Annotated in this window: 21 protein-coding genes; 13 read left to right on the forward strand and 8 right to left on the reverse strand. The window is 69.5% G+C overall.

Annotated features, from left to right (window positions below):
* Window positions 1–318 precede the first annotated feature (318 nt).
* Window positions 319–2,430 carry an excinuclease ABC subunit UvrB gene (gene uvrB, locus KGQ19_RS33960; protein ID WP_212016938.1) on the reverse strand — a complete coding sequence of 704 codons (2,112 nt, stop codon included), beginning with the start codon at window positions 2,428–2,430 and terminating at the stop codon, window positions 319–321.
* A gap of 71 nt (window positions 2,431–2,501) precedes the next feature.
* Here uvrB and KGQ19_RS33965 point away from each other — a divergent pair, with 71 nt between their 5' ends.
* Window positions 2,502–3,227 (forward strand): alpha/beta fold hydrolase, encoded by a 726-nt coding sequence (locus KGQ19_RS33965; RefSeq protein WP_212016940.1) that lies wholly within the window; start codon window positions 2,502–2,504, stop codon window positions 3,225–3,227.
* Window positions 3,228–3,338: 111 nt separating this feature from the next.
* Window positions 3,339–5,702 carry a family 20 glycosylhydrolase gene (locus KGQ19_RS33970; RefSeq protein ID WP_212016942.1) on the forward strand — a complete coding sequence of 788 codons (2,364 nt, stop codon included), beginning with the start codon at window positions 3,339–3,341 and terminating at the stop codon, window positions 5,700–5,702.
* 74 nt (window positions 5,703–5,776) lie between these two features.
* Here the strand turns inward: KGQ19_RS33970 and KGQ19_RS33975 are convergent, their stop codons facing one another.
* Window positions 5,777–6,226 carry a GNAT family N-acetyltransferase gene (locus tag KGQ19_RS33975; protein WP_307856589.1) on the reverse strand — a complete coding sequence of 150 codons (450 nt, stop codon included), beginning with the start codon at window positions 6,224–6,226 and terminating at the stop codon, window positions 5,777–5,779.
* 116 nt (window positions 6,227–6,342) lie between these two features.
* Here KGQ19_RS33975 and KGQ19_RS33980 point away from each other — a divergent pair, with 116 nt between their 5' ends.
* Both KGQ19_RS33980 and KGQ19_RS33985 read left to right on the forward strand, forming a co-directional pair.
* On the forward strand, window positions 6,343–8,820 hold the full coding sequence (locus KGQ19_RS33980) for an RICIN domain-containing protein (protein ID WP_212016946.1): 2,478 nt from the start codon (window positions 6,343–6,345) through the stop codon (window positions 8,818–8,820).
* A 184-nt stretch (window positions 8,821–9,004) separates the two neighbouring features.
* Entirely contained in the window at window positions 9,005–11,506 is a 2,502-nt protein-coding gene (locus tag KGQ19_RS33985; RefSeq protein WP_212016948.1) for an RICIN domain-containing protein, read from the forward strand.
* 105 nt (window positions 11,507–11,611) lie between these two features.
* Here KGQ19_RS33985 and KGQ19_RS33990 read toward each other — a convergent pair whose 3' ends face one another.
* From KGQ19_RS33990 to KGQ19_RS34005, 4 genes are all read right to left on the reverse strand, one after another.
* Window positions 11,612–11,989: a hypothetical protein gene (locus tag KGQ19_RS33990; RefSeq protein WP_212016950.1), complete on the reverse strand. Its 378-nt coding sequence runs from the start codon at window positions 11,987–11,989 to the stop codon at window positions 11,612–11,614.
* A 301-nt stretch (window positions 11,990–12,290) separates the two neighbouring features.
* Window positions 12,291–14,837 carry an endopeptidase La gene (gene lon, locus KGQ19_RS33995; protein ID WP_212016952.1) on the reverse strand — a complete coding sequence of 849 codons (2,547 nt, stop codon included), beginning with the start codon at window positions 14,835–14,837 and terminating at the stop codon, window positions 12,291–12,293.
* 189 nt (window positions 14,838–15,026) lie between these two features.
* Entirely contained in the window at window positions 15,027–15,539 is a 513-nt protein-coding gene (locus KGQ19_RS34000) for an NUDIX domain-containing protein (RefSeq protein WP_212016954.1), read from the reverse strand.
* Window positions 15,540–15,557: 18 nt separating this feature from the next.
* Window positions 15,558–16,058: a cupin domain-containing protein gene (locus tag KGQ19_RS34005; protein ID WP_212016956.1), complete on the reverse strand. Its 501-nt coding sequence runs from the start codon at window positions 16,056–16,058 to the stop codon at window positions 15,558–15,560.
* 217 nt (window positions 16,059–16,275) lie between these two features.
* Here KGQ19_RS34005 and KGQ19_RS53045 point away from each other — a divergent pair, with 217 nt between their 5' ends.
* Window positions 16,276–16,359, forward strand: a complete 84-nt coding sequence (locus KGQ19_RS53045; protein WP_368862203.1) for a putative leader peptide — start codon at window positions 16,276–16,278, stop codon at window positions 16,357–16,359.
* Window positions 16,360–16,480: 121 nt separating this feature from the next.
* Complete coding sequence (locus tag KGQ19_RS34010) at window positions 16,481–17,860, forward strand: LLM class flavin-dependent oxidoreductase (protein WP_212016958.1); 1,380 nt, start codon at window positions 16,481–16,483, stop codon at window positions 17,858–17,860.
* Window positions 17,861–18,041: 181 nt separating this feature from the next.
* Here the strand turns inward: KGQ19_RS34010 and KGQ19_RS34015 are convergent, their stop codons facing one another.
* Together KGQ19_RS34015 and KGQ19_RS34020 are read right to left on the reverse strand one after the other, a co-directional pair.
* The gene (locus KGQ19_RS34015) at window positions 18,042–18,452 is read right to left on the reverse strand and encodes a response regulator transcription factor (protein ID WP_212016960.1); all 411 of its coding nucleotides are present in this window, start codon (window positions 18,450–18,452) and stop codon (window positions 18,042–18,044) included.
* Between the two features lie 339 nt (window positions 18,453–18,791).
* Window positions 18,792–19,478 (reverse strand): response regulator transcription factor, encoded by a 687-nt coding sequence (locus tag KGQ19_RS34020; RefSeq protein ID WP_212016962.1) that lies wholly within the window; start codon window positions 19,476–19,478, stop codon window positions 18,792–18,794.
* Window positions 19,479–19,677: 199 nt separating this feature from the next.
* Here KGQ19_RS34020 and KGQ19_RS34025 point away from each other — a divergent pair, with 199 nt between their 5' ends.
* The 7 genes from KGQ19_RS34025 to KGQ19_RS34055 all read left to right on the forward strand — a co-directional run.
* On the forward strand, window positions 19,678–20,520 hold the full coding sequence (locus KGQ19_RS34025) for a choice-of-anchor P family protein (protein WP_212016965.1): 843 nt from the start codon (window positions 19,678–19,680) through the stop codon (window positions 20,518–20,520).
* A complete protein-coding gene (locus KGQ19_RS34030; RefSeq protein ID WP_212016967.1) occupies window positions 20,517–21,197 on the forward strand; it encodes a PIG-L deacetylase family protein in 681 nt (226 codons plus the stop codon). The genes KGQ19_RS34025 and KGQ19_RS34030 overlap by 4 nt, the downstream gene beginning before the upstream one ends.
* Before the next feature lie 77 nt (window positions 21,198–21,274).
* Entirely contained in the window at window positions 21,275–22,651 is a 1,377-nt protein-coding gene (locus KGQ19_RS34035; RefSeq protein WP_212016969.1) for a glycosyltransferase family 2 protein, read from the forward strand.
* Entirely contained in the window at window positions 22,648–23,274 is a 627-nt protein-coding gene (locus tag KGQ19_RS34040; protein ID WP_212016972.1) for an exosortase/archaeosortase family protein, read from the forward strand. Before KGQ19_RS34035 ends, KGQ19_RS34040 begins: the two co-directional genes overlap by 4 nt.
* Window positions 23,264–23,701 carry a hypothetical protein gene (locus tag KGQ19_RS34045; RefSeq protein ID WP_212016974.1) on the forward strand — a complete coding sequence of 146 codons (438 nt, stop codon included), beginning with the start codon at window positions 23,264–23,266 and terminating at the stop codon, window positions 23,699–23,701. The genes KGQ19_RS34040 and KGQ19_RS34045 overlap by 11 nt, the downstream gene beginning before the upstream one ends.
* A gap of 1 nt (window position 23,702) precedes the next feature.
* The gene (locus KGQ19_RS34050; RefSeq protein ID WP_212016976.1) at window positions 23,703–24,638 is read left to right on the forward strand and encodes an ATP-grasp domain-containing protein; all 936 of its coding nucleotides are present in this window, start codon (window positions 23,703–23,705) and stop codon (window positions 24,636–24,638) included.
* Window positions 24,635–25,362: UDP-N-acetylglucosamine 2-epimerase (locus KGQ19_RS34055; protein ID WP_212016978.1), on the forward strand; the 728-nt coding region annotated here is incomplete at its 3' end. The genes KGQ19_RS34050 and KGQ19_RS34055, both read left to right, overlap by 4 nt.

Raw genomic sequence — 25,362 nt, forward strand, 5'->3', positions numbered from 1 at the left:
GATCTGTATAAGGGACAGGTGGGGCGGCAGCCGGCAAGATCGGCCAGCGAAAGCAGGCGGGCTTTTGCTTCGGTCCGCGAATCAGGCCGCGGGCCGAGGCCAGCACTGGCATCACAGGCAAGGCGCTTGCGTGCGTTTGCTACGCGCGCCTACCACCGGGCTGTCGGGCCGGCTATCTACGCCAGCATCCCGCGAAACCGCTGCCCGGTCGCGGAACCGCCGACCCGTGACCGACCCGTGACCGACCCGCGGCCGGCCCGGCCGCCCACCGAGGCAAGCCCAGCCCAGCCAGCCGCCCCAAGCCAACCAGCCCCGCCCCTACATAGCCGCCTGCATAGCCCGCAACTCCTTCTTCAACTCCCCGATCTCGTCCCGGAACCGAGCCGCCAGCTCGAACTGCAGCTCCGCCGCGGCCGCATGCATCTGCTGCGACAAGTCCTCGATCAGCCCCAGCAGCTCCTCGGCCGGCTTGCCGGCCACGTCCAGGGTCCGCACGCTCCCCTTCGAAGCCACGCCCGGCACCGGTGCCTTGCCCCGGGACTGCTGCCGCCCCGAGCCGCCCAGCAGCTCGGCGGTGTCGGCGTCCTCGCGCGCGAGGAGGTCGGTGATGTCGGCGATGCGCTTGCGCAGGGGCTGGGGGTCTACGCCGTTGGCCACGTTGTAGGCGATCTGCTTCTCGCGGCGGCGGTTGGTCTCGTCGATCGCCAGGCGCATCGAGGGGGTGATCGTGTCCGCGTACATGTGCACTTCGCCGGAGACGTTGCGGGCGGCGCGGCCGATGGTCTGGATCAGGGAGCGGCCGCTGCGCAGGAAGCCTTCCTTGTCGGCGTCCAGGATGGCGACCAGGGAGACCTCGGGCAGGTCCAGGCCTTCGCGCAGGAGGTTGATGCCGACCAGGACGTCGTACTCGCCCAGGCGCAGCTCGCGCAGCAGCTCCACCCGGCGCAGGGTGTCGACCTCGGAGTGCAGGTAGCGGGTTCGCACGCCGCGCTCCAGCAGGTAGTCCGTCAGGTCCTCGGACATCTTCTTGGTCAGGGTCGTCACCAGGGAGCGCTCGTCGCGCGCGGCGCGCGCCTGCACCTCGGCGACCAGGTCGTCGATCTGGCCCTGCGTCGGCTTGAGCACCACCTGCGGGTCGACCAGGCCGGTCGGGCGGATGATCTGCTCCACCGGGGTCTTGGACGCCTCGTCGCGCTGCTTGGCCAGCTCGTACGGGCCCGGCGTGGCCGACAGGTACACCGTCTGCCCGACCCGCTCCTCGAACTCCTCCCAGCGCAGCGGCCGGTTGTCGATCGCCGACGGGAGCCGGAAGCCGTGCTCGACCAGCGTGCGCTTGCGGGAGGCGTCGCCCTCGTGCATGGCGCCGATCTGCGGGACGGTGACGTGCGACTCGTCGATGACCAGCAGGAAGTCCTCGGGGAAGAAGTCGATCAGCGTCGAGGGCGGGGAGCCGGTCTCGCGGCCGTCGATGTGCCGGGAGTAGTTCTCGATCCCGGAGGTGAACCCGACCTGCCGCATCATCTCCAGGTCGTACGTCGTCCGCATCCGCAGCCGCTGCGCCTCCAGCAGCTTGCCCTGCTTCTCCAGTTCGGCCAGCCGGTCGGCGAGTTCGATCTCGATGCCGCCGAGGGCCCGCTCCATCCGGTCCGAGCCGGCGACGTAGTGCGTGGCCGGGAAGACCCGCAGCTCCTCGTCGATGGTCAGGATCTCGCCGGTGACCGGGTGCAGCGTCATCAGCCGCTCGACCTCGTCGCCGAACATCTCGATGCGGACCGGGTGCTCCTCGTAGACCGGGAAGATCTCGACGGTGTCGCCGCGGACCCGGAACGTGCCGCGGGTGAAGGCGACGTCGTTGCGCGCGTACTGCATGTCCACGAAGCGCCGCAGCATCTTGTCCCGGTCGTGCTCCTCGCCGACCCGCAGCTGCACCGAGCTCTTCAGGTACTCCTCGGGCGTGCCCAGGCCGTAGATGCAGGACACGGTCGAGACCACGACCACGTCCCGCCGGGTCAGCAGCGAGTTGGTGGTGGAGTGCCGCAGCCGCTCCACCTCCTCGTTGATCGAGGAGTCCTTCTCGATGTAGGTGTCGGTCTGCGGGACGTACGCCTCGGGCTGGTAGTAGTCGTAGTAGGAGACGAAGTACTCGACCGCGTTGTTCGGCAGCAGCTCGCGGAACTCGTTGGCCAGCTGCGCGGCCAGCGTCTTGTTCGGCGCCATCACCAGGGTCGGGCGCTGCACCTTCTCGATCAGCCACGCGGTGGTGGCCGACTTGCCAGTGCCGGTGGCGCCCAGCAGCACGACGTCCTTCTCCCCGGCCTCGATCCGCCGGGCCAGCTCGGCGATGGCCGCGGGCTGGTCGCCGGCGGGCTGGTAGTCGCTGACGACCTCGATCGGGGCGACGGTGCGGGTGAGTTCGGACAGAGGGCGCATGTTCAAAGGCTACGCGGCGCCTCCGACAAGCGCGGGAACGTCGCGAAGGCGGCTGGGGCGACAATCACCTCATGCCACACGCGCCACTCCTGATCCTGGTTCACAGCCCGTTGGTGGGACCCGCGACCTGGCAGCCGGTCGCGCGGCTGCTGCGCGGACGCTACGACGTCCTGGTCCCCAGCCTGCACGGCATCGCCGCCGGCCCCGGGCCGTACGCACACCGGTTCGCCGAAGCAGTGAAAGCGGCTGAAACAGCCGAAGCGACAAAGCCGAACGCGCACCACGACAAGGTCGTCCTCGTCGGCCACAGCGGCGCCGGCGCCCACCTCCCGGCCATCGCCGACGCCCTCAACGAGCGCGTGACCGGCACAGCGTTCGTCGACGCCCAGCTCCCCCGCCCCGGCCTGAGCGACTTCGACACCTCCCCGCCCGAATTGCGCGAGGCCCTGACCGCGATGGCCGAGGACGGCATGCTGCCGCCCTGGAGCGAGTGGTTCCCGCCAGAGGTCGTGACAGAGCTGATTCCGCAGGCAGCACAACGAGAAGCCTTCCTCGCCGAGCTCCACTCGATCGCGCTCGCCTACTTCGAGGAGCCGGCTCCGGAGATCGCGACCTGGTCCGGAACGCAGTGCGCCTACCTCCAGCTCAGCGAGGGCTACCAGCGGCAAGCCGACCGCGCCGAAGCCCTCGGCTGGCCCACGGCCCGCCTGGCCGCCGACCATCTGGCCGTCCTCACCGACCCCCGACCGATCGCCGACTTCCTGTCAGAGTTCGTGGAAAACCTTGCCAACGAATGATCCCTGCTCAATACTGCGCACTAGCGCGCGCCAGCGGTCTAGACCACGCACTCCCACGCAGCTTTCGCTCAAAACCATGCACCGCTCCCACCTAGTGAACCGGGCAGGTCCATGCGATCCCTCCGTATGCTCCCGGCGGCCGCCCTCATAGCCGCCGTCATCCCCGTCTCCGCCGTCGTCGCGCCACATACCGCGCAGGCCGCCACGCACGTCGCCGCGGCCGCCTCCGGCCCGCCACAAACCATCCCCGCCGTCCGCACCTGGACCGCGGCGACCGGCTCGGGCTCCGGCTCCTACGCCTGGACCGCGGCGAGCCGCGTCGTCATCGACCCCGCCTACGCCGGCCAGCTCCAGGGCGACGCGAACACCTTCGCCACCGACCTGTCCGCCCTCGAAGGCCGCGTCGTCGGCGTGGCGCAGGGCCAGGCCGGTCCCGGCGACATCGCGCTGACCCTCGGCGGCCACCAGCCGACCGAGGGCTACACGATGACCGTCGGCAGCAGCGTCTCGATCCAGGGCAGCACCACCACCGGCGAGTTCTGGGGCACGCGCACCGTGCTCCAGCTGCTCCATCAGGGTCCGACGATCGCCGCCGGCACCGCGACCGACTCCCCGGACAAGTCCGAGCGCGGGCTGATGCTGGACACCGGGCGCCGGTTCTTCGACGTGGCGTTCGTGGAGAACCAGATCCGTGAGATGTCCTACCTCAAGATGAACTACCTGCACCTGCACCTGTCGGACACCTACGGCTTCCGGCTGGAGAGCGACACCCATCCCGAGATCACCTCGCCGCAGCACTACTCCAAGCAGGACATCAAGGACATCATCGCGCTGGCGAACCAGTACCACGTGACCGTCGTCCCGGAGATCGACATGCCCGGGCACATGGACGCGATCCTGTCCGCCGAGCTGGGCATCGGCCACGACTACCGGCTCAAGGACAGCTCGGGCAACGCCAGCTCCAGCTACATCGACCTGACCATTCCCGGCGCCCGGCAGCTGATCAGTGACCTGATCAACGAGTACGAGCCCTTGTTCACCAACAGTCCGTACTGGCATCTCGGGGCCGACGAGTACGTGACCGATTACAGTTCCTACCCGCAGCTGCTCACCTACGCCCAGCAGAACTACGGTGCGACTGCCACCGCGAAGGACACCTTCTACGGCTTCGTGAACTGGGCCGACGGTATCGTGCGGGCCGGCGGCAAGACGATGCGGATGTGGAACGACGGCCTGAAGTCCGGCGACGGCACCATCGCCGTCAACCCCGACATCATCGTCGAGTACTGGAGCAACACCGGCTTGTCCCCACAGCAGGTCATCGATGCCGGGCACACGATCGCCAACGAGGCGTACACCCCGACGTACTACGTCTACGGCGGCCCGAAGCCGGACACGACGTGGATGTACGAGTCCTGGAACCCGGACCTGTTCGACGGTTCGGCCACGATCACCAACGACGCCGCTAATCTCGGCTCCCTGATTCACGTCTGGTGTGACAGCCCCGGCGCGGAGACCGAGGACCAGACCGCCGAGGGCATCAAGTACCCGATGCGCGACCTGGCGCAGATGACGTGGAACACCCCGAAGCTGGTCCCCACCTACGCCGCGTTCGTCCCGATCATGGATGCCGTCGGCCGCGACCCGCTCTACCCGAAGCCGACCATCGCCGGCGACCTGGCGCAGGGCAAGCCGACCACGGCTTCCAGCATCGAGACGCCGGACTTCCCCGCCGCGAACGCCACCGACGCCGACCTGAGCACCCGCTGGTCGAGCCAGTACGTCGATCCGACGTGGCTCCAGGTGGACCTCGGCTCGGTACAGACCGTGAACCGCGTGGTGCTGGCCTGGGAGACGGCGTACGGGAAGGACTACCAGATCCAGCTGTCGAACGACGGCACCAACTGGACCACCGTCTACACGCGTGCCAACGGCACCGGCGGCACAGAAACGCTGACGTTCCCGAACGCCACCGGCCGCTACCTCCGCATGTACGGCACGGCGCGCGGTACCCAATACGGCTACTCGCTCTGGGAGTTCGAGGCCTTCAACGACGCCAATTCCGGCGTCCGCGGCACTCACACGGTCACCACCGGCAGCCAGGCCCTGGACGACCCGGCCAGCTCCACAGCCACCGGCACCCAGCTCATCACCTGGGGTCTGCAAGGCGGCAAGAACCAGCAGTGGACCTTCACCGAGCAGGCCGACGGCTCCTACCAGCTCACCAACGGCGTCTCGGGGCTGTGCGTGGACGTGACCGGCAGCTCCTCGGCGGCCGGCGCGGCCGTGATCCAGTGGACGTGCACCGGGAACGCCAACCAGCACTGGAACGTGACGGCGCTGGCCGGCGGCGGCTACACGATCGCCTCGGCGAACAGCGGTCTGCTGCTGACCACGGCATCCACGGCGAACAACGCGCTGGTGACGCAGGAGAACAACAGCGGGAGCGCGTTGCAGCACTGGTCGATCAGCTAGTCACACCAAAGGCCTCCGGGCCACAGGAGCCACATGCGGTCACCCCGAGTCTGTTCGCATCAACTCGCTTCACATCAGAGTTCTAAGGCGTACCGGTTCAGCGTCCGCCCCGGGATGGAGTCCGAAGGCACCACTCCGACTCGAACGAGGCCCATCGCCTCATAGAACGGCTCGGCGTTGGGGTCCGCATCAAGCTCAAGGGTGCGGAACCCAGCGCCGCGCGCCATCTCGGCCATATGGCGGAACAACCGGCCGCCCACGCCCTTGCCGATCAGATCGGGATCGACGAACAACTTCCCCAGCTCGCCCTCCGGCGGTTCGCCGTCCAGCGAGGCCACGCCAACCGCCCGGCCCTCGATCTCGGCGACCGTGACGCGGCAGGGGGCCAGTTCCTCAGCGTGGATCGTCAGCTCCGCCCGGCAGCGCTCCATGAACTCCGCGCTGTAGCCCCAATGAGCCTTGGAGCGCAGGACCAGCTCGGTCAGCGTCCCGACCTCGTCGGTCCGGGCCGGGCGCACCGTCACGTCCACCACTGTGTTTTTCTCCCGCCGGCCTTGGATTCTGCTTGGAAAAGCTCGACTCGTGCCCACATCTGAGAGATAACTCTCGGGCATCCCCGCCACCCTCGAAGGGAGTACCTGTGAGACTCCGCAAAACCCTACTCGCGACGCTCGCCGCGGGCGCGTTGGCCTGCGTCGGCGCCCTCGCGCCGGGCAGCGCCTCGGCCACGCCGCCGAGTGCGACCTACACGATCGGGATCGGTTCGAACGGCACGTTCTCGGCCCAGTCCGATTCCCCGGCCGGGGCCTTCGTCGACCGGGACGGCACGTTCTACTTCCAGGAGTCGTACTCGGGCTACGGGTCGACCGACAGCCGGGTGTGGCAGTTCTACTCCGGCAGCAACTTCGACGACGCCACCTTGAACTCCACGATCAGCAACTCGGTCAACCCCACCAATTCCCAGGACGCGAACAACAACACCACCTGGCGCTGCGACAACAGCCCGACCGGCGTCACCGCCACCAGCGCCGGCTCCGGGTCCGGCTACACCCAGCCGAACTTCTGCGACCTGATCGGCATGTGGGTGGACCCGGACACCGGGAACTGGATCGGCCTGGTGCACAACGAGTTCACGCCCCAGCCCTTCGGCGACGGCCTGCACTACGACGCCATCGACTACGCCGTGTCCACCGACCGGGGCATGACCTGGAAGATCGAGGGCCACGCGATCACCTCGCCGTACAGCACCACCCGCAACGACACGACCGCGTTCCCGAACCAGACCTACTACTACGGCGACGGCGACCAGCGGCTGTACGTGGACACCGCATCAGGCTACTTCTACGTCTACTACGGTTCCCGCGTCGTCCCGAAGGGCGGCGTCGCCGGCAGCACCGGCGGCCTGGCGCACGTGGCCCGCGCGCCGATCAGCGGCAAGATGGCGACCGGTACCTGGCAGAAGTGGTACAACGGCAGCTGGTCCCAGCCCGGCGTCGGCGGCCTGGAGAGCAACATGGAGCCGGTCGACTCCAGCAACCCGAACGGCTACACCGCCCCGGCCAACGACTACAACCCGGCCAACACCGGGACCGTGGACCAGCAGGTGTCGGCCGGGGAACTGCCCTCGAAGTCGCCGCTGTTCATCATGAACATCACCTACGACGCCTACCTCGGCTTGTACCTCGGCACGCCCGAAGTGATATCCGGTACGGCGCCGCAGCAGTACTACGTCACCGACGACCTGTCGACGCAGAAGTGGTACTACATAGGCGACTCAGGATCCAACTACACACAGGGATCCTGGTACCGCTGGTTCGCCGACAGCGGCAACAAGTGGGACCCGAGCATCGTCGGCAAGTCGTTCCGCGCGTACTGCTCGGTGGCGTGCGTGAACAACGCCGGCTCGCTCTACACCAACGAGACGATCGACTCCACCGCCGCGGCGCAGCCGCCGATCGACACCACCAAGACCTACACGATCGGCACCTCGGCCGGCCGGGTGCTGGCCCAGGTCGCGAGCAGCTCGGCGACCACGTCCGACGCCGCCGCGACCGGCTCGGCGCTGGAAGGCTGGCAGTTCACGGCCGACGGCGACGGCTCCTACCGCGTCACCAACGCCGGCACCGGCCAGGCCCTCGGCGTCGACTCCGGCACGACCGCGAGCCGGGCCTGGGGCACCGCACCGACCGCGACCGCGTTGTCCGGCGCGACCGGCAGCGTGGGGCAGCAGTGGTGGATCGTGCCGGTGACCGGGCAGAGCGGGAGTTACAAGCTGGTCAACAGGTACAGCGGCCTGGTCATCGCGCTGTCGTCGAACACCTCGCGGCTGGCCGAGACCGCACCGGCGCGCGCCTGGGACGACACCTCGGGCAGCAGTGTCGGCGGCGGCCGGACCGCGGCCGAGCAGACGCTGGCGTTCACGGCGACGACGTCATCGGGTGCTGAGACGGTGACCGTGGCGAACCCCGGGACACAGACCACGGCGGTGAACACCGCGGCCTCGTTGCAGATCACGGCCTCCGACACCAAGAACAATGCCCTGACGTACTCCGCGACCGGCCTGCCGGCCGGGCTGTCGATCAGCGCCTCGGGCCTGGTCTCCGGCACGCCGACGGCGACCGGTTCGTCAAGCGTGACGGTGAAGGCGTCGTCCGGGACCGCGAGTGGCTCGACGACGTTCACGTGGACGGTCGGCTCGGCACCGGTGAGCTTGAACGGGACGCACACGCTGATCGCGTCGGGTCAGGCGCTGGACGATCCGAACCATTCGACGGCCACGGGAACGCAGCTGGACACCTGGACGCCGAACGGCGGCTCGAACCAGAATTGGGTGTTCACCCAGCAATCGGATGGTTCGTACCAGATCGTGAACCAAGAGTCGCAGCTGTGCATGGACGACAACGGCGGGTTCACGACCACCGGCAACGCGGTGATCCAGTGGACCTGCACCGGCAACGACAACCAGCACTGGACCGTGGCCCAGGCACCGAACGGCGCGTACACGGTGACGAACGTGCACAGCGGCCTGCTGGTGACCACCGCCTCGACGTCGAACGGCGCGCTGGTCACCCAGGAGACGAACAGCGGGTCGGCGCTCCAGCGGTGGACGATCGGCTGACGATCGGTTGACGGCGGCGCTCCCCGCCGCACACCGCAGGCGCCCGGGCCACGATGACCCGGGCGCCTGCACTTTCCTCATCACCGCCTTGGATTCTGCTTGATAGTGCTCGACTCTCTGCTCGATATTGAGAGATAACCGTGTGGTACCACCGGATGAACGTTCAGAGTGGAACGGAGTACTCGTGCGACACCCCCGCAAGACCCTGGCCGCGGCGACCGCCGCCGCGACCGTCGCGGCCCTGGCGCTGCTGCCCTCGGGCCAGGCCTCGGCGGCGTCCGGAGCGGCCGGAGCGCCGCCGGCGTACCAGATCAGCATCGGCGCCGTGAACAGCTTCGCCTACCCGGACGACACCCCGGCGTCGGCCTACCTCGACACCGACGGCTCCTTCCACTTCCAGGAGTCGTACTCGCTGTACGCCAAGACCGACCCGCGCTCCTGGGAGTTCTACAGCGGGACGAACTTCGACGACGCGACGCTGGACACCGGGCTGAGCAACGCGGTGAACCCGGCCGACTCCCAGGACTCCAACAAGGACACCACCTGGCGCTGCAACAACAGCCCGACCGGGCTTGAGTCGACATACATGAACAACGGCACCGGCTACTACTCGCAGCGCAACTACTGCGACCTGTCCGGCACCTGGGTCGACCCGGACACCGGCGACTGGTACGGCCTGGTGCACAACGAGTTCACGCCGCAGCCCTTCGGCGACGGCCTGCACTATGACTCCATCGACTACGCGGTCTCGCACGACCACGGCAAGACCTGGTCGATCCTGGGCCACGCGATCACCTCGCCGTACAGCACCACCCGAGGCGACACCAAGGCCTTCCCGAACCAGACGTACGACTACGGCGACGGCGACCAGCGCCTGTTCGTGGACACCGCATCAGGCTACTTCTACGTCTACTACGGCTCCCGCGTCGTCAACAAGCCGGGCACCGGCGGCACGCAGAACGGCGGCCTGGCGCACGTGGCGCGGGCCCCGATCAGCGGCAAGATGGCGGCCGGCACCTGGCAGAAGTGGTACAACGGCAGCTGGTCGCAGCCCGGTATCGGCGGCCTGGAGAGCAACATGGAGCCGGTGACCACCACCGACCCCACCGGCTACACCGCCCCGGCCAACGACTACAACCCGGCCACCACCGGCACCGCCGACCAGCAGATGACCGCCGGCAAGCTGCCGACCAAGTCGCCGCTGTTCATCATGAACATCACCTACGACGCCTACCTGGGCCTGTACATCGGTGAGCCGGAGACGGTCGGCCAGACCGGCAAGGAACCGCAGCAGTTCTACGCCACCGACAACCTGGCGACGCAGAAGTGGCGGCTGATCGGCGACTCCGGCAGCTACGTGTCAGGGTCCTGGTACCGCTGGTTCGCCGACGCCGCGAACCAGTGGAGCCCGACGATCGTCGGCAAGACGTTCCGCTCCTACTGTTCGATCGCCTGCGCGACCTCGGACGGCGAGTACGCGGACGTCACGATCGGCACCTCGGCCCCGGCCAAGCCGGTCGTGAAGCCGGGCCAGAACGTGGTCATCAACAGCGGCAACGGCCGGGTGCTGGCGCAGAGCGCGGGCAGCTCGAAGGTGACGTCGCTGGACGCGTACTACGGCTGGGCGCAGGCGGCGTGGAGCATCGCGCCCACCGGCGACGGCTCGTACACCGTGGTGAACGCGGTGACCGGGGACGCACTCGGCGTGGACTCCTCCAAGACCGCCTCGCGCGCCTGGGGCACGGACGCCTCCGCGACCCCGATCGGCGCCTCCGGCCCGACCGTGGGCCAGGAGTGGTTCGCAGTGCCGAACACCTCCTCGCCCGGCTCCTACCGCCTGGTGAACCGGGACAGCGGCCTGGCGCTGGGGATGTCGTGGGACAAGTCGCGCTCGGCCGAGACCACGCCGGTGCGCACCTGGACCGACACCTCCGGCAACGCGGTCGGCGGCGGCCGGCAGCCCTCGGAGCAGACGCTGACGTTCACCCCGGCCCACCCGGCTCAGGGCCCTGAGGTCGTGCACGTGGCGACGCCGGGGAACCAGGCCGGCGTGGTCGGAACAGCGGCAAGCGCACAGGTGAACGGCAGCGACTCCAAGGGCAAGGCGCTGCACTACTCGGCGACCGGGCTGCCCGCCGGCCTGTCGATCGACGCCCACAGCGGTCTGATCAGCGGCACCCCGACCGCCTCCGGCACGTTCGCCACGACGGTCACCGCCTCGTCCGGCCACACCTCGGGCAGCGCCACGTTCACGTACGCGGTCAGCCCGAAGCCGGTGGACCTGTCGGGCGTGCACACGCTGACGGTATCGGGGCAGGCGCTCCAGCCGCCGAACGGTTCGAAGAACGGCGGCGACCAGTTGGTGACCGGCGCTGCTTCGGGCACCGCGAGCCAGTGGACGTTCGCGCGTCAGACGGACGGCAGCTACACGCTGACGAACGGCGACTCGGGCATGTGCGCCGACGACAACGGCGGGAACACGGCTGCCGGGACCGCGGTGATCCAGTGGTCGTGCTCCGGGGCGGTGAACCAGCGGTGGACGGCGACGCAGCTGCCGTCGGGATTGTGGACGCTGAAGAACAACCACACCGGATTGCTGATGACAAGCGCATCAGCGGGTAACGGTGCGCTGGTGGCGCAGGAGCCTGACAGTGGGTCAGCGCTTCAGGAGTGGACGCTGAGCTAGTCGACAGCGGCTCAGCCGGACCGAGGCCGTCGCGGGGGTTTCTTCGCGGCGGCCTCGGTTTTTCGCCTCGTTCGTCGCTCCAACCGGCTGTCAGGACTCCGACTGTCAGGACTCCGGTTCCACCGGGTCCACCGGGTCCACCAGGTCGCCGAGCGAGGCTAGTGCCTCGGCGAGCATCCGCCGGTCGGAAGGCTCGAAGCTGTCCCGGCGCTGCCACAGTCGGCGCAGCGGCGGCAGCATGTCCTTCGTCCCAGCGATGGCGACAACCCCGAAGACCTCCGTTTCGGAAAGTACCGAGACGTCGTCGACCATGTGCCACAGCTCATTCAGCAACGGGGCCGTGCCTCGCGGATCGCCGCGCCGTGCCAGCCCCATCACGGCCTGCTCGACGGCTTCGTCGTACAGCACCGGCAGAGTCTCCTCCGAGTAGGGGCGGTCCGCCCGGTAGCCGATCTGCCCGAGCGCGTCCAGCCCGACCAGCACCAGGCCCTGTCGTCCGACTCCGCGGCCGCCACAACCGCCTCGAACGCGTCCCGGTCGGTGGTCTGGTGCAGCTCGCGGATCAGTTGCCAGCGCGCCTCGCCGGCGGCCTCGGCGGCGCCACCATCGCCGGCGGCATCGGTAGCGTCGGCGACGGCGCCGAAGGCGGCAGCGCGGGTGATGAGATCCTCGTTGTCCACCGTGCCAGGCTACTGACAGTCGCCGGGGGGGGGCTACCGAATATGCCGAAGCCCTGGACCGGAGGGGATCGGTCCAGGGCTTCGGTTTTACTCGCGGAGTGCGCCTATACGGCAGCCACAGCGACAGGGCGCTCCGCGGGCTCCAGGGCGAGGTCCAGGACCTCGCGGACGTCGCCGACCAGGTGCACGGTCAGCTTCTCCAGCACCTCGTCCGGCACGTCGTCCAGATCCGGCCCGTTGCGCTTGGGCAGCAGCACGGTCGTCGCACCGGCCTGGTGCGCGGCCAGCAGCTTCTGCTTCACGCCGCCGATCGGCAGGACCCGGCCGGTCAGGGACACCTCACCGGTCATCGCCACATCCTTGCGGACCAGCCGGCCGCTGAGCAGCGAGGCCAGGGCGGTGGTCATCGTGACGCCGGCGCTCGGACCGTCCTTGGGCTGGGCCCCGGCCGGCACGTGGACGTGCACCGCGCGCTTGCTGAGGTCGGCCACCGGGAGTTCCAGTTCGGCGCCGTGCGAGCGCAGGTAGCTCAGCGCGATCTGCGCCGACTCCTTCATCACGTCGCCGAGCTGGCCGGTCAGGTTCAGGCCGGTGCCGCCGGTCTCCGGGTCGGACAGCGAGGCCTCGACGAACAGCACCTCGCCGCCGGCGCCGGTCACCGCCAGGCCGGTCGCCACGCCCGGCACGGCCAGGCGGTCGGCGGTCTCCGGGGTGTGGCGGGGACGGCCCAGGTAGTCCTTCAGGTTCTCGACCGTGATGGTGAGCTTGGTCTTCGCGCCGTCAGGCGTCGCCTCGGTGTCGGTGTTGGTGTCGGTGTCGGTGTCTGTCGCCGTCACCTCGGCCTCAGCCTCATCCGCGTTCGCGACAGGTGCGTCGTCGGATGTGACATCAACGTCCTGATCCAGAACCGTCGCCTCGCTTTTGACCGCGGCTTCGGAGTCGGCGAGCGCCGTCTTGGCCGCCACCTTGCGCAGCACCCGGGAGATGGCGCGTTCCAAGTCACGCACACCCGCCTCCCGCGTGTACTGCTGGGCCAGCAGCCGAAGTGCCTCGTCGTCGAATCCGACCTCGTCGGTGGACAGGCCGGCCCGGTCGATCTGGCGCGGCAGCAGGTGGTCGCGGGCGATCAGGACCTTCTCGTCCTCGGTGTAGCCGTCGAGCCGCACCAGTTCCATGCGGTCCAGCAGCGGGCCGGGGATGGACTCCAGGACGTTGGCCGTGGCCAGGAACACCACGTCGGACAGGTCGAGCTCGACCTCCAGGTAGTGGTCGCGGAACGTGTGGTTCTGCGCCGGGTCCAGGACCTCCAGCAGGGCCGCCGTCGGGTCGCCGCGGTAGTCGGCGCCGACCTTGTCGATCTCGTCGAGCAGCACCACCGGGTTCATCGTGCCGGCGTCCTTGATGGCGCGCACGATGCGGCCGGGCAGCGCGCCGACGTAGGTGCGCCGGTGACCGCGGATCTCGGCCTCGTCGCGGACGCCGCCCAGGGCGACGCGGACGAACTTGCGGCCCATGGCGCGGGCCACGGACTCCCCGAGGCTGGTCTTGCCGACGCCGGGCGGGCCGACCAGGGCCAGCACGGCGCCGGAACGGCGTCCGCCGACCAGCTCCAGGCCCTTGTCCTGGCGCTTCTTCCGCACGGCCAGGTACTCCACGATGCGTTCCTTGACGTCGTCCAGGCCGGCGTGGTCGGCGTCCAGGACGGCGCGGGCGCCGGCGATGTCGTAGGTCTCCTCGGAGCGCTCGCTCCAGGGCATCTCCAGGACGGTGTCCAGCCAGGTGCGGATCCAGCCGGCCTCAGGGTTCTGATCCCCGGAGCGCTCCAGCTTGTCCACTTCCTTCAGCGCGGCCTCGCGGACCTTGTCAGGCAGGTCGGCGGTCTCGACGCGGGAGCGGTAGTCCTCCTCCTCGCCGGCCTCCTTGCCATCGAGCTCGGCCAGCTCCTTGCGGATCGCGGAGAGCTGGCGGCGCAACAGGAACTCGCGCTGCTGCTTCTCCATGCCGTCCTCGACGTCCTTGCGGATGGACTCGTTGACGTCCAGCTCCACCAGGTGCTCGCGGCCCCACTCGAGCAGCTTCTCCAGCCGCTCATCGATGCTCAGCGTCTCCAGCAGCTCGACCTTCTGCACGGCCTTCAGGTACGGGGCGTACCCGGCCGAGTCAGCCAGCTGCGAGGGATCGGAGATCTGCTGCACCATGTCGACGACCTGGAAGGCCTCGCGGTGCTGCAGGATCTGAATGGCCAGGTCCTTGTACTCCTTGGCCAGCTCGCGGGTCCGCGAGGTGATCAACGGCTCCTCGAGCACGATCGCCTCGACCCACAGGGCCGCACCCGGACCCGTGGTCCCGACCCCGATGGTGGCCCGATGCGTCCCGCGCACCACGGCGACCATGCGCCCGGACCCGGCCATCCGCCCGGTCTGCTCGATGATGGCCACCACACCGGACTTGGCGTAGTTGCCGTCCAGCCGCGGCACCAGCAGCACCTGCGACTTGCCCCCGCGCGTAGGACCATTGGCGGCGGCGTCCACGGCCGCCCGGGTCTCCGAATCCGACAAATCCAGCGGCACGACCATGCCCGGCAGGACGACCGCGTCGTCCAGCGGGATGACCGGGAAGGCCTTGGTCGCGCCGGTCATGTTCTCGCTCATTCGCTGTGGCTCCCTACAAGAAGTAAGTTGAGTCTGACTCACTCAATGTCTGTGAGCCGCCTGGTGTTCCCCGGGGCGTGTTCGCTGTGAGCGATCGGGGCTGAACACCAGCTCAGCGATGGGACGCGGGGTTTCAGCGAGGCGTGGGCCCAGCCGACTCAGGTGCCGACCGGCTCAGTGCTGACCGGCTCAGTGATGCCAGGGCAGCTCGACCGGCGCCGCCGGCACCCGCCCCGCCACCAGGTCCCGCAGCAGCGCGGCGAGCCCGAGCGGCACGACCCATTCCCGCGTGGTCTCCAGTTCGGCGACGCTCCACCAGCCGAACGTCAGGAAGGTGCTCGCCTCCTGCGCTTCGAATCCGCCGGTGTCGACGGTGTGGGCGGTTACGCGCAGGAAGAAGAATTCGTCGCGGAAGTAGCCCCGGACGAAGCCGAAGTCGGCCGCGCCTTCAGTGCTGGCGACGACTGGGCCGAACGCTTCGGCGCCGACGCTGAGGCCGGTCTCCTCGCGCAGTTCCCGCGCGGCGGCCTCGGCCAGCGCCTCGCCTGGCTCGACGCCGCCGCCTACCGTCTGCCAAAGCGTCTCGTGCTCGGAGTCGGGCGCGGTGACCAGCGATTTGAACAGCAGTACCCGGTCGCGGGCGTCGACGAGCAGGATGCGCGCCGAGCGGCGGATGTTCGGTTCCTCGGGCTCTATCAGCATTCGATCACTCCGTGAACTTCACGCCGCGAACTGATCGTGGCGGGCGTAGAGCTCGGTCCACTCCTGCGCCGACAGCTGCCGCCCCGAGCCCCGGATCTGGGCCAGCTCCTCGAAATACGGCTCCCGCGGCGCGCCGGGTGCGAACAGCACCAGCATCGAAGCCGCCTGCCCCGAGGTGTTCGCGAAGCTGTGCACGCCGCCGGGCGGTACGAACAGGTGGTCCCCCGCGTTCGCGTCGCGCCATGTCGCCCCGTCGTACAGCGCGACGCTGCCGTCCAGGATGAAGAACGCCTCGGAGAACGTGCGGTGGTAGTGCCCGCTCGATGTCGCAGGCTTCGGCGTCCCCGGCAGCATGTCCCAGCGGTACAGGCCGTACAGCCCGTCCGTGGTGCCGCCGGTCGAGAGCAGGCTGACGCGTGAGGCGCCGCCGATGTTCAGTTCCGGCTCGGCGTCGAAGGTGCGGAAGGTGGCGCTGGCCTCGCCCTGGTCGGCGAGGAAGCGCGGCGGCGGGTATGACATGGCACGGAACGCTAGGGCACACTCGCGGTCCGGCGATAGAGCCGATCATGCCTCGCGCGCCTGGGCCACTCGCCAGCGCCGGGGCCACTCCTGAAGCCCGGTCCGCGGGCTCGGCCGACGGGCTGAATCACGCTGAATCACGCTGAATCACGCCGAATGGTGAGACGGATATCCCGCGATATTGACGATCCCTGAGATTACCTGTCATTCTCTGGGCATGAGACGTGCCACCGTTCTCGTGGCTCGCCGTCACGTCGATCTGCGCCGGACCGCGAGCGCGATCTGTCCTGCGTGCGTATGACACTGCACCGGCTCTGAGCTGGGAATCAGTCGCCTCCCAGGCACATTAACTTCTGTCTCCGAAATATTCGGACACCATTTATCTTCGGCCACCGAAGAATCCCATTCCGGGGAGCACGACCATGCCCGCACGCAATATCCGTCCGCTCCACTTGAACGCATTCCTGAACGCCCCCGGCCACCATGCCGCCGCCTGGCGCCACCCGGCCAGCGCCGGGCACCGGTTGCTGGACGTCGACTACCACGTCGACCTGGCCCGCACCGCCGAGCGGGGCCTGTTCGACGCCGTCTACCTGGCCGACAGCCTCGCGGTCCGCGGCCGGCCGGACGCCACGGCCGCCGGCGGCCTGGAACCGCTGACCCTGCTGACCGCCCTGGCCACCGCCACCGAGCACATCGGTCTGATCGCCACCGCCTCGACGACCTTCTACGAGCCCTACATCCTGGCCCGCACCCTGGCTTCGCTGGACCACATCTCGCACGGCCGGGTCGGCTGGCACATCGCCACCGGCGGCGATCTCGCCGAGGCCGCCAACTTCAACCTGGACGAGCCGGTCGAGCACGCGGTCCGCTACGAGCGCGCGGCGGAGTTCCTGGACGTGGCCACCCAGCTGTGGGACAGCTGGGCCGACGACGCCGTCGTCCACGACCGCCGCAACGGCCGCTACGCCGACCCCGACCGGATCCGCCAGGTCGAGCACACGGGACTGTTCTTCAAGGTACGAGGACCGCTCAATGTGCAGCGCACGCCTCAAGGATGGCCGCTGCTGGTGCACACCGCCTCCTCGGCCGACGGCCAGGAGTTCGCGGCCCGCTACGCCGAAGTCGTCCTCACCGCGCAGCAGAACCTCGGCGACGCCGCGGCGTTCGCGCTGGAGGTGAAGTCGCGGGCCGCGGCGTACGGGCGGGAAGCCGACGTCCCGGTCATACTGCCGGGCATCACGCCGGTCATCGGCTCCACGGAGGCCGAGGCGCGGCGTCGCGCGCGGGAGCTGACCGAGTTGCAGTTGGTGGAGACCGGGGTGAGTCAGCTCTCGGATCTGCTCGACGTGGACGTATCAGGGCTCGATCCCAACCGGCCGATCCCGGCCGGGCTGCTGCCGCGCGAGGAGGAACTCTCCGACCACCGGTTCGCGCTGATCACCGACTTGGCGATCCGAGAGCGGCTGACAGTGCGCCAGATCGTCGCGCGCCTCGGCGGCGGACGCGGTTACCGCGTGGTGATCGGCACGCCGGAGCAGATCGCCGACTCCATGCAGGAGTGGTCGCAGGCCGGGGCCGCCGACGGGTTCACCGTCGCGCCGCCGATCCTGCCGGGCGGGCTCGACGACTTCGTGGACCAGGTGGTGCCGGTGCTCCAGCGGCGCGGGCTGTACCGCACCGAGTACGACCTCGGGACGCTGCGGGACCGCTTCGGCGTGCCGCGTCCGGAGGACCACTTCCCCGAGGCGGCTCCGGCCGCCGTGCGACGTGCGGTGCTCCCGCCGCTGGCCAGCGTCTGACGGCCGACGCGTTCGCAGAACCTTAAGACTCCGCGTCCTGATGTGCTGCCGGTGGGACGCGGACCCGCCGGGGTGGCTGAGCTGTGGGAGGATCGGCCGCCCCGGCCCTTCGTTTTCGAGCGTGAGGCTGGGTTTCGGGCTCTGTCTCTACCTCTACCTCTACAAGTAGCCGCCGAACGCGTCATGCGAGCGGCTCCACAAGCCCATAGCTCACCGCGCACGCCGCCGCCTGCAACCGCGAGTTGACGCCGAGCTTGTTCAGCACCGCCTGGGTATGGCTCCGCACCGTCGTCACCGAAATCCCCATCGCGGCGGCCATCCCGCCGGTCGAGGCGCCGCGCACCAGCTGATGCAGCACCTCCAACTCGCGCGGCGTCAACGTCCCGGTCAAGCGGGCCTCTGCCGCCTCGTCCTTGGACCTGCGCTCTGTCACCGCCTGCCGAACGAGCACCGGATCGTAGTAGCCCGCGCCGGAATGCAGACGCTCTATGGCCGTCACGATCTCGTCCAGCCCGCGCCGCTTCGAGATCAAGCCGTCCACCCCGGCGGTGATCAGCGCGTGCAGCGGCGCGGCGCCCTCCTCGCTGGTCAACGCGAGAAGCTTCGAGCACCGCAGGTTCGCGGCGTCCGCCAGGGCCGGCAGGTCCGGCGTCGGCGGCCCGAAGTCGACGACGCAGACATCTGCGGTACTGCTCGCACTAGGCGCACTTGACGCACTTGACGCACTCAACGCACGTGACGCTATGGGCGCAGCGGCCGGAAGCGCGCGCGGGTCGAAGCTGACGCCGACGACGTCATGGCCGCGCTGGCTCAACGCCGAAGCGAACGCCTCGGCGAACAGCCGGTACGCGTCGCACAGCAGGACTCTCACTCCACGTCAAACGACCGGCCGCCACGTCGGGTCACTCGATGACACGTAAAGGTGAACATCTCACGGATCGCCCAACCCGGCCCGGCGGCCGATGGCAGCCGCCTCCAACCTGCTGTGCGCACCCAACTTGCCCAGGATCCGCCCGATGTGGGTTTTGACGGTGTTCTCAGAGATCTGCAACCGCACCGCGATGCCGCGCCGGTCCAGTCCCTCGACAAGGCATGCGAGGACCGCCCGCTCGCGATCGCCGAGGGCTGCGATACGTGCGTCAGTAGCCGTACTCCCCCGCCCTCCGCTCCCTTGCGCCGCCGCGGCGCCATCCGGATCAGCCCCGGCGGTGCTGCGTAAAGCGCCGACCACCAACTCCGGCGGCATCCGGAACTCGCCACGCAGCACCGCACGTACCGCGTCCGCCATCTCCGCACCCGAGGCACGGTCCGGGACCCAGCCCTGGACGCCGTCCCGCAAGGCGTCCACCGCGTCGTCCGAAGCCGTCACCGGACCGAGCATCAGAACCTTGGCATCACCGGTCCTCGCCAACGCCGCGACCAGTCGCCCGGGATAGCGCCGGGACACCGTGACGTCCAGCAGCACCAGCGCCGGCTGATGCACCGCGACCGCGTCGAGCAGTTCCTCGGCCTCGGACACGGTCGCTACCACCCCGAGCCCGTCCCGTTCCAAGTACGCGGCGAGCGACTCGGCCACCGCGCGCAGTGCGTCGCAGACCACGATCGTCCCGTCGGCCATGCCCCGCTCCCCCTGCCCCTGAGTCGTCAGTACTCCGGATGGATGAGACCGAAGTGACGGCGCCTGCACGATCCCGTTCCCGTGCCGAGAGAAGAGACTACGGGTGATCAGGCCGTCACCACATGGGTTCGGCCTATCTCTCACAAGCTTCCCCACGTTCGAGTCATGACGAGTCATGAGATGAGGAGCACACCCGACTATGAGGGCACAGCAACGAGGTCTGACCCCCCGGGGTTGGGGGTTCGCCGCGGCGGGCACGGTCGTGTGCGCGGCGGGCCTGGCCTTGTGCCTGGGCGGCACCACGGCCGCCCAAGCCGCGCCGGCGGCGGTCTCCGGCGGCGCGTTCGGCGTGGCCGCTGACGTCAGCCTGGCCGGCATCAACCTGCACGTCCCGGCGAACCCCTCGGTGACGCTGCCGTCGCCGGGCGGGAGCGCGAACCCGATCACCGGGCACGTGGTGAGCGTCGGCATCGGCGACCTGGTGTCGCTGGGCGTGCTGGACTCCAGCACGGTCGGCACGCCGCCGGGCGGCACCGTGCACAGTACCGCCGACGTGCAGGGCCTGCGCGTGGCCGGCCTGATCGGCGGCTACGGCGACGCCACGGCGCTGCACGTCCAGGAGAACGTGATCCGTACGCAGTGCTCTGCGACGGAGTCCGGGGCCGCGGCGAGCACCGAGCTGGCCCACGTGGTCATCGCCGGGCAGACCGTGGCCGCGGACCCGGGGCCGAACACGCACATCGACGTAGCCGGTATCGCAGATGTCGTACTCAACGAGCAGATCCCGTCCGGGAGCAGCGGTTCACCGGGCATCACCGTCAACGGCGTGCACATCCATCTGCTGCCCGGCCTGAAGTCGCTGGGCGGCGGTGACATCTACCTCGCGCAGTCCCGCTGCTCGATCACCGGCGGGACCAGCATGCCGGTCGGAGCGGTCGGCGGCGTGGTGCTCACCGGCGTGCTCGGTGTGCTGTTCACCGGCTACCAGTTCCGCAAGCGGCGCTCGGGCCGGGGCGCGGCCGGCGACGGGACCGCCGCGTGAAGGTGCTCGCCGTCGGGGCGCACCCGGACGACGTGGAACTCGGCTGCGGAGCCGCGCTGCTGGCCCACCGCGCCCGCGGCGACGACGTCGGGCTGCTCGTGCTCACCGGCGGTGAGCACGGGCCGCAGGGCCAGTCCTCGCGGATGTCGGAGCAGGAGATCGCCGCGTCCATCCTCGGAGCCGAGCTGTTCTGGGGCGGCTTCGAGGACGGCGCGGTGCCGGAGGGCCGGGCCGGCGTGGCGGTGGTCGAGAAGGCGATCCGGGCCACCGGCGCCGACGTCGTCTACACGCATTCGCCGCGCGACAGCCACCAGGACCACCGGTCGGCGGCCGTGGCCACGCTCGCGGCCGGGCGGCACGTCACCAGGATCCTGATGTACGAGACGCCGTCTTCGCTCGGGTTCGCGCCGACGGTGTTCGTGGACGCCGCCGAGCACCTGTCCGGGAAGCTGAAAGCCTTGCGGGCGCACGTGTCGCAGGTCTTGCAGAACCGGATGGTGGATCTGGAGGCAGTGGCAGCGCAGGCGCGCTTCCGCGGCTTCCAGGCGCGGCTGCGGCACGCTGAGGGGTTCGAGACCGAGCGTTTCGCTTGGGATCTGAGCGGGCTCCCGCGGGTCGTGCCGGGGGCTGATCGCACCGTCGCGGATGTCGAATACGCACCTTCGGGGCGCCGGTGAGCGAGGCGAGCCACCGTCGGGTCTGGGCCATCCGGCTTCCCGCCGGATGGCCCAGACCCGCGTGCATAGTCGGCGCGGTGCTCGTGCTGTGGTCAGTGCTGGGCACCGCGGATCTGACAGCGGCCGTCGTGTACGTCCTCGACGGCGTGTTCCTGTGTTTCTTCCTTCGGCACACAGCTTTCGCGGTCTCAGCCCTACGACATGCGGATCCTGATTCGATCGCCGCCGCGAAGGCCGAGTCGCTCACCATCGCCGGTCTGACCGGGTACCGACCGGCGGTGTCGGTGCTGGTGTCGTGCAAGAACGAGCAGTTCGTCGTGGACCGGCTCGCCACCGGTTTGCTGGCCCTGGACTACCCGGCCGAGCTGCTCCAGATCGTCATCGTCGACGACGGCTCCGATGACGGGACCGGCGCGATCCTGGACCGGCGCGCCGCCGCCGAACCACGGCTACTGGCCCTGCACCGCCCCGCGGGCTCCGGACCGGCGGGCAAATCCGCCGCGCTGAACTACGCGCTGCCCCGACTGTCCGGCGAGATCGTCGTGGTCTTCGACGCCGACCACCGGCCGCACGCCGACAGCCTGGCATTGCTGGTCCGGCACTTCGAGGACCCCGGCGTCGGCGCCGTGCAGGGCCGGTGCCGGATCCGCAACGCCGCCGACGCGCCGCTGACCCGGCTGATCACCGTCGACTACCTGGCCGGGTACCTGGTCAACGAGTTCGGGCGGCAGTCGGTGTTCGGGCTTCCGGCGTACGGCGGCGCGAACTGCGCGATCCGATTGTCGGCGCTGCGGGATCTGGGCGGCTGGAACGTGCACAGCGTCACCGAGGACACGGACGTGACGCTGCGGCTGCTGCTGGCCGGGCTGCGCGTGCGGTACGAGCCGGGCGCCGTCGACGACGAGGAGGGCGTCACGACCGTGCGGAGGTTCTGGAAGCAGCGGTATCGGTGGGCTCGCGGGCATCAGCAGGTGTGCCGGGACTACCTGCGGCACGTGTGGCGGGCTTCGCACTTGTCAGTGCTCGAACGTATCGAGACGGTGATGTTCCTGCTGATCTACCACGTGCCGGTGGCCTCGTTGCTGGCGCTGGGACTACTGGTGCTGTCGGCCGCCGGGATGGTTCCGGCGGCGTCGGTGCCCGGCGGTTTCGTGTTGTGGACACTGCTGTTCCTCGGGCCGCTGCTGGAGATCGGCGGCGGGATGCTGCTGGCCCGGACCCGGCGGGCGGACGTGCTGGCCTTGGTGTGGTTCCTGCCGATGTTCCTGATGTCGGCGGTGCTGTGTGCGAAGGCTTGGTTCGACGGCATGTCAGGGTCCGCCTACACGTGGGTGCGTACGGATCGGTCGGCGACGCCTTCCGGGCCGGGTGCGAGGCCTGGGCCTGGGCCAGGGCCAGGTCCCGGCCCTGATCCGGGCCCGGGTCCAGGTCCGGGACGGCAGGTGACGTCATGAGGCCGGAGCCGTGGCGGGTGTTCGCGCGCATCGGGCTGCTCCTGGTCGGGACCATCGGCGGTTTCGTGCTGTTGCAGCAGTGGATGCGAGGCGTGGAGACGGCCGCGACCGTGGACGTCTTCCACGCGCTCGGGGTCGGCGGCGTGACCCGCGGCTATCAGGCTTCGATCATCGTGGACGCACACTCGCCGGGCTCCTTCGCCGCGATCCTGACGCCGGCGTGCTCGTCGCTGGCTTCGCTGCTGGCCCTGGGCGGGCTGGCCGTGCTGCGGCCCACGGGAGCCCGAGGGCGGCTGGCGCTCGCGCTGGCCGCGGCGGTGACCGTGGTGTTCATCGGGAACATCGCGCGGATCGCCGCCTCGATCGGCGTCGGGCTGCTGACCGGCCCCTCGGCGCTGGTGCTGTTCCACGACTGGGTCGGGTCGCTGTTCGCGTTCGCTTACACACTCGGAGGGTTCCTTTTGATGCTGTGGGTGCTGCTGCCCCGAGACGGAGTGGCTTTGGACGACCTCTGTCTTGCCGGTCCTGTTCCGGTTGGTGCTTCTGCTGGTGTTCCGGTTGGTGAATCTGTTGGTGTTTCTGCTGGTGATTCGAGCCCGGACGGAGTGCGTGATGAGTCCTGAACCGGTGGCGTTGGCGGTCGGCGGGTCGTTGGTGGCCGTCGCCGCCGTTCGCGGTGTTCTGACCAGAGTCGGCGTGCGTCGGCAGCTGCGGGTCGCACTCGTCGCCGCCGACCCGGCCGCGCGGGTCGCGGCGGTGCAGACCGCCGGCGAGAACGGGGTGGGGCGCAATGCCCGGCTGCTGTTGGAGATCGCCGAGGCCGAGGAGGACATCTGGGTGCGACAGGCGTTGGCGCAGACGGTGATGCGGCATCGGTGGGAGCCGGCGTGCACGGTCGCTCTGGTGCGGCTGCGGGTGTGGGCCAAGCAGGAGTTGTTGTGGGGGCGGCTGGAGATGCCGGCCGGGTCGGCACTCGAAGGCGGGGGTTCGGCCTCGGTTCGGACCACGACCTCCCCCTCGTTGACCTCGACCGGCTGGTGGGAGGAGTGAGATGACGGACTCGGTTCTGGTCACCGGCGCCGGTGGGCCCGCCGGCGTTTCGGTCGTCAATGCGTTGCTACGGGCCGGTATTCGTACTGTCGCAGTGGATTGTGACGCATCCGCCGCGGGGTTGACGTTGGGGAGCGCGTCGGCGGTGGTGCCGCCGGCCCGTGATCCCAAGTTCGTGGACGCGTTGTGCGAGATCGCTGTCTCCCAGGGTGCTGATGCCATCGTCTCCACGGTCGCCGAGGAGCTTCTAGAGCTAGGGACACGCGCTGAAGACCTTGCAGGCGAAGGAATCGCGGTTTGGGTACCGTCACGAGCGGCGGTGGGTCAGTGCTGTGACAAGGCGGTCTTCGCGGCGGTCTTGACCGAGGCCGGGATCGCGACGCCCGCCACCGGGTTCGTCGCGTCCGACGTATCAGGACCCTGGATCGTGAAGCCCCGGTTCGGGCGGGGGTCGCGGGACGTGTACCCGTGCGACAGTCTCGATGAGGTCGTGTGGGCACTGCGGCGGGTCCAGGAACCGATCGTGCAGACCCGGCTGTCGGGGCGGGAGTTCACCGTGGACGCGCTGGTGGACCGGCAGGGGCTGTTCGCCGGCGGCGTGCCGCGCTGGCGGTTGGAGACCCGGGGCGGCATCTCGACCAAGGGCGAGACGTTCGCCGATGACAGGGTACTGATGGGCGTCGCGGCGGTGCTGGACGCCGTCGGGCTGCGCGGGGTGGCGTGCGTCCAGGGGTTCGTGACCGACGAGGACGAGGTGGTGTTCGTGGAGTGCAACCCGCGCTTCTCCGGCGGGCTGCCGCTGTCCCTGGCCGCCGGCGCCGATCTGGTCGGCGAATACCTGCGGGGTGTCAGGGGTCTGCCGATCCGCAGCTCCCGCCTCGGGTATCGGCCCGGTGTGCGGATGTCGCGGTTGTTCTGTGAGGTGTTCCAGGGATGAGACTCACGATTCCGTTCGGGACCAGGCCGGAGATCGTGAAGCTGGCGCCGGTGGTGCGTGAGCTGCGACAACGCGGCTGGCCCACGCGCCTGGTGTTCACCGGGCAGCACCACGACCCGGCGCTGGGCGAGGAGTTCCTGCGCTCGCTGGATATGGGGCCTGATTCACGCTGGCTGCTCCCGTCCGACCCGGCCGCGACCCTCGGCGCGCTGCTGGAGCACGCGGTCGAGGAGGTGACGACGTCCACCCCGGACGCGGTGCTGCTGCTGGGCGACACGATGACGGTGCCGGTGTTCTGCCTGGCGGCGCGGCGTGCGTGCGTTCCGGTGGTGCACCTGGAGGCGGGACTGCGGTCGTTCAACGAGACGTCGATGGAGGAGGTCAACCGCCGGATCGCGGCGGCCACGGCCTCACTGCACCTGGCGCCGACCGCCCTCGCCGCCCGATTCCTGGCCGCGGAGGGCGTGGACGCGGCGCGCATCCGCGTCGTCGGCAACACGGTGGTGGACGTGGTGCGCGAATCGCGCGTCGGGCGCGTGCCGGTGGAGTCGCGGGCCGGGGTGCTGGTCACGGCGCACCGCGCGTCGACGGTCGACTCGCCGGAACGCCTGGCGACGTTGGTGGAATTGCTGGTACGCCTGGCGGGCCTGGCCGCATCCGACGCCGCCTTCGGCCCGGTCCTGTTCCCCGCCCACCCACGCACCTGTCTCTTATACGCATCTCC

Source organism: Catenulispora pinistramenti (assembly GCF_018274385.1).
GTDB classification, from domain to species: domain Bacteria; phylum Actinomycetota; class Actinomycetes; order Streptomycetales; family Catenulisporaceae; genus Catenulispora; species Catenulispora pinistramenti.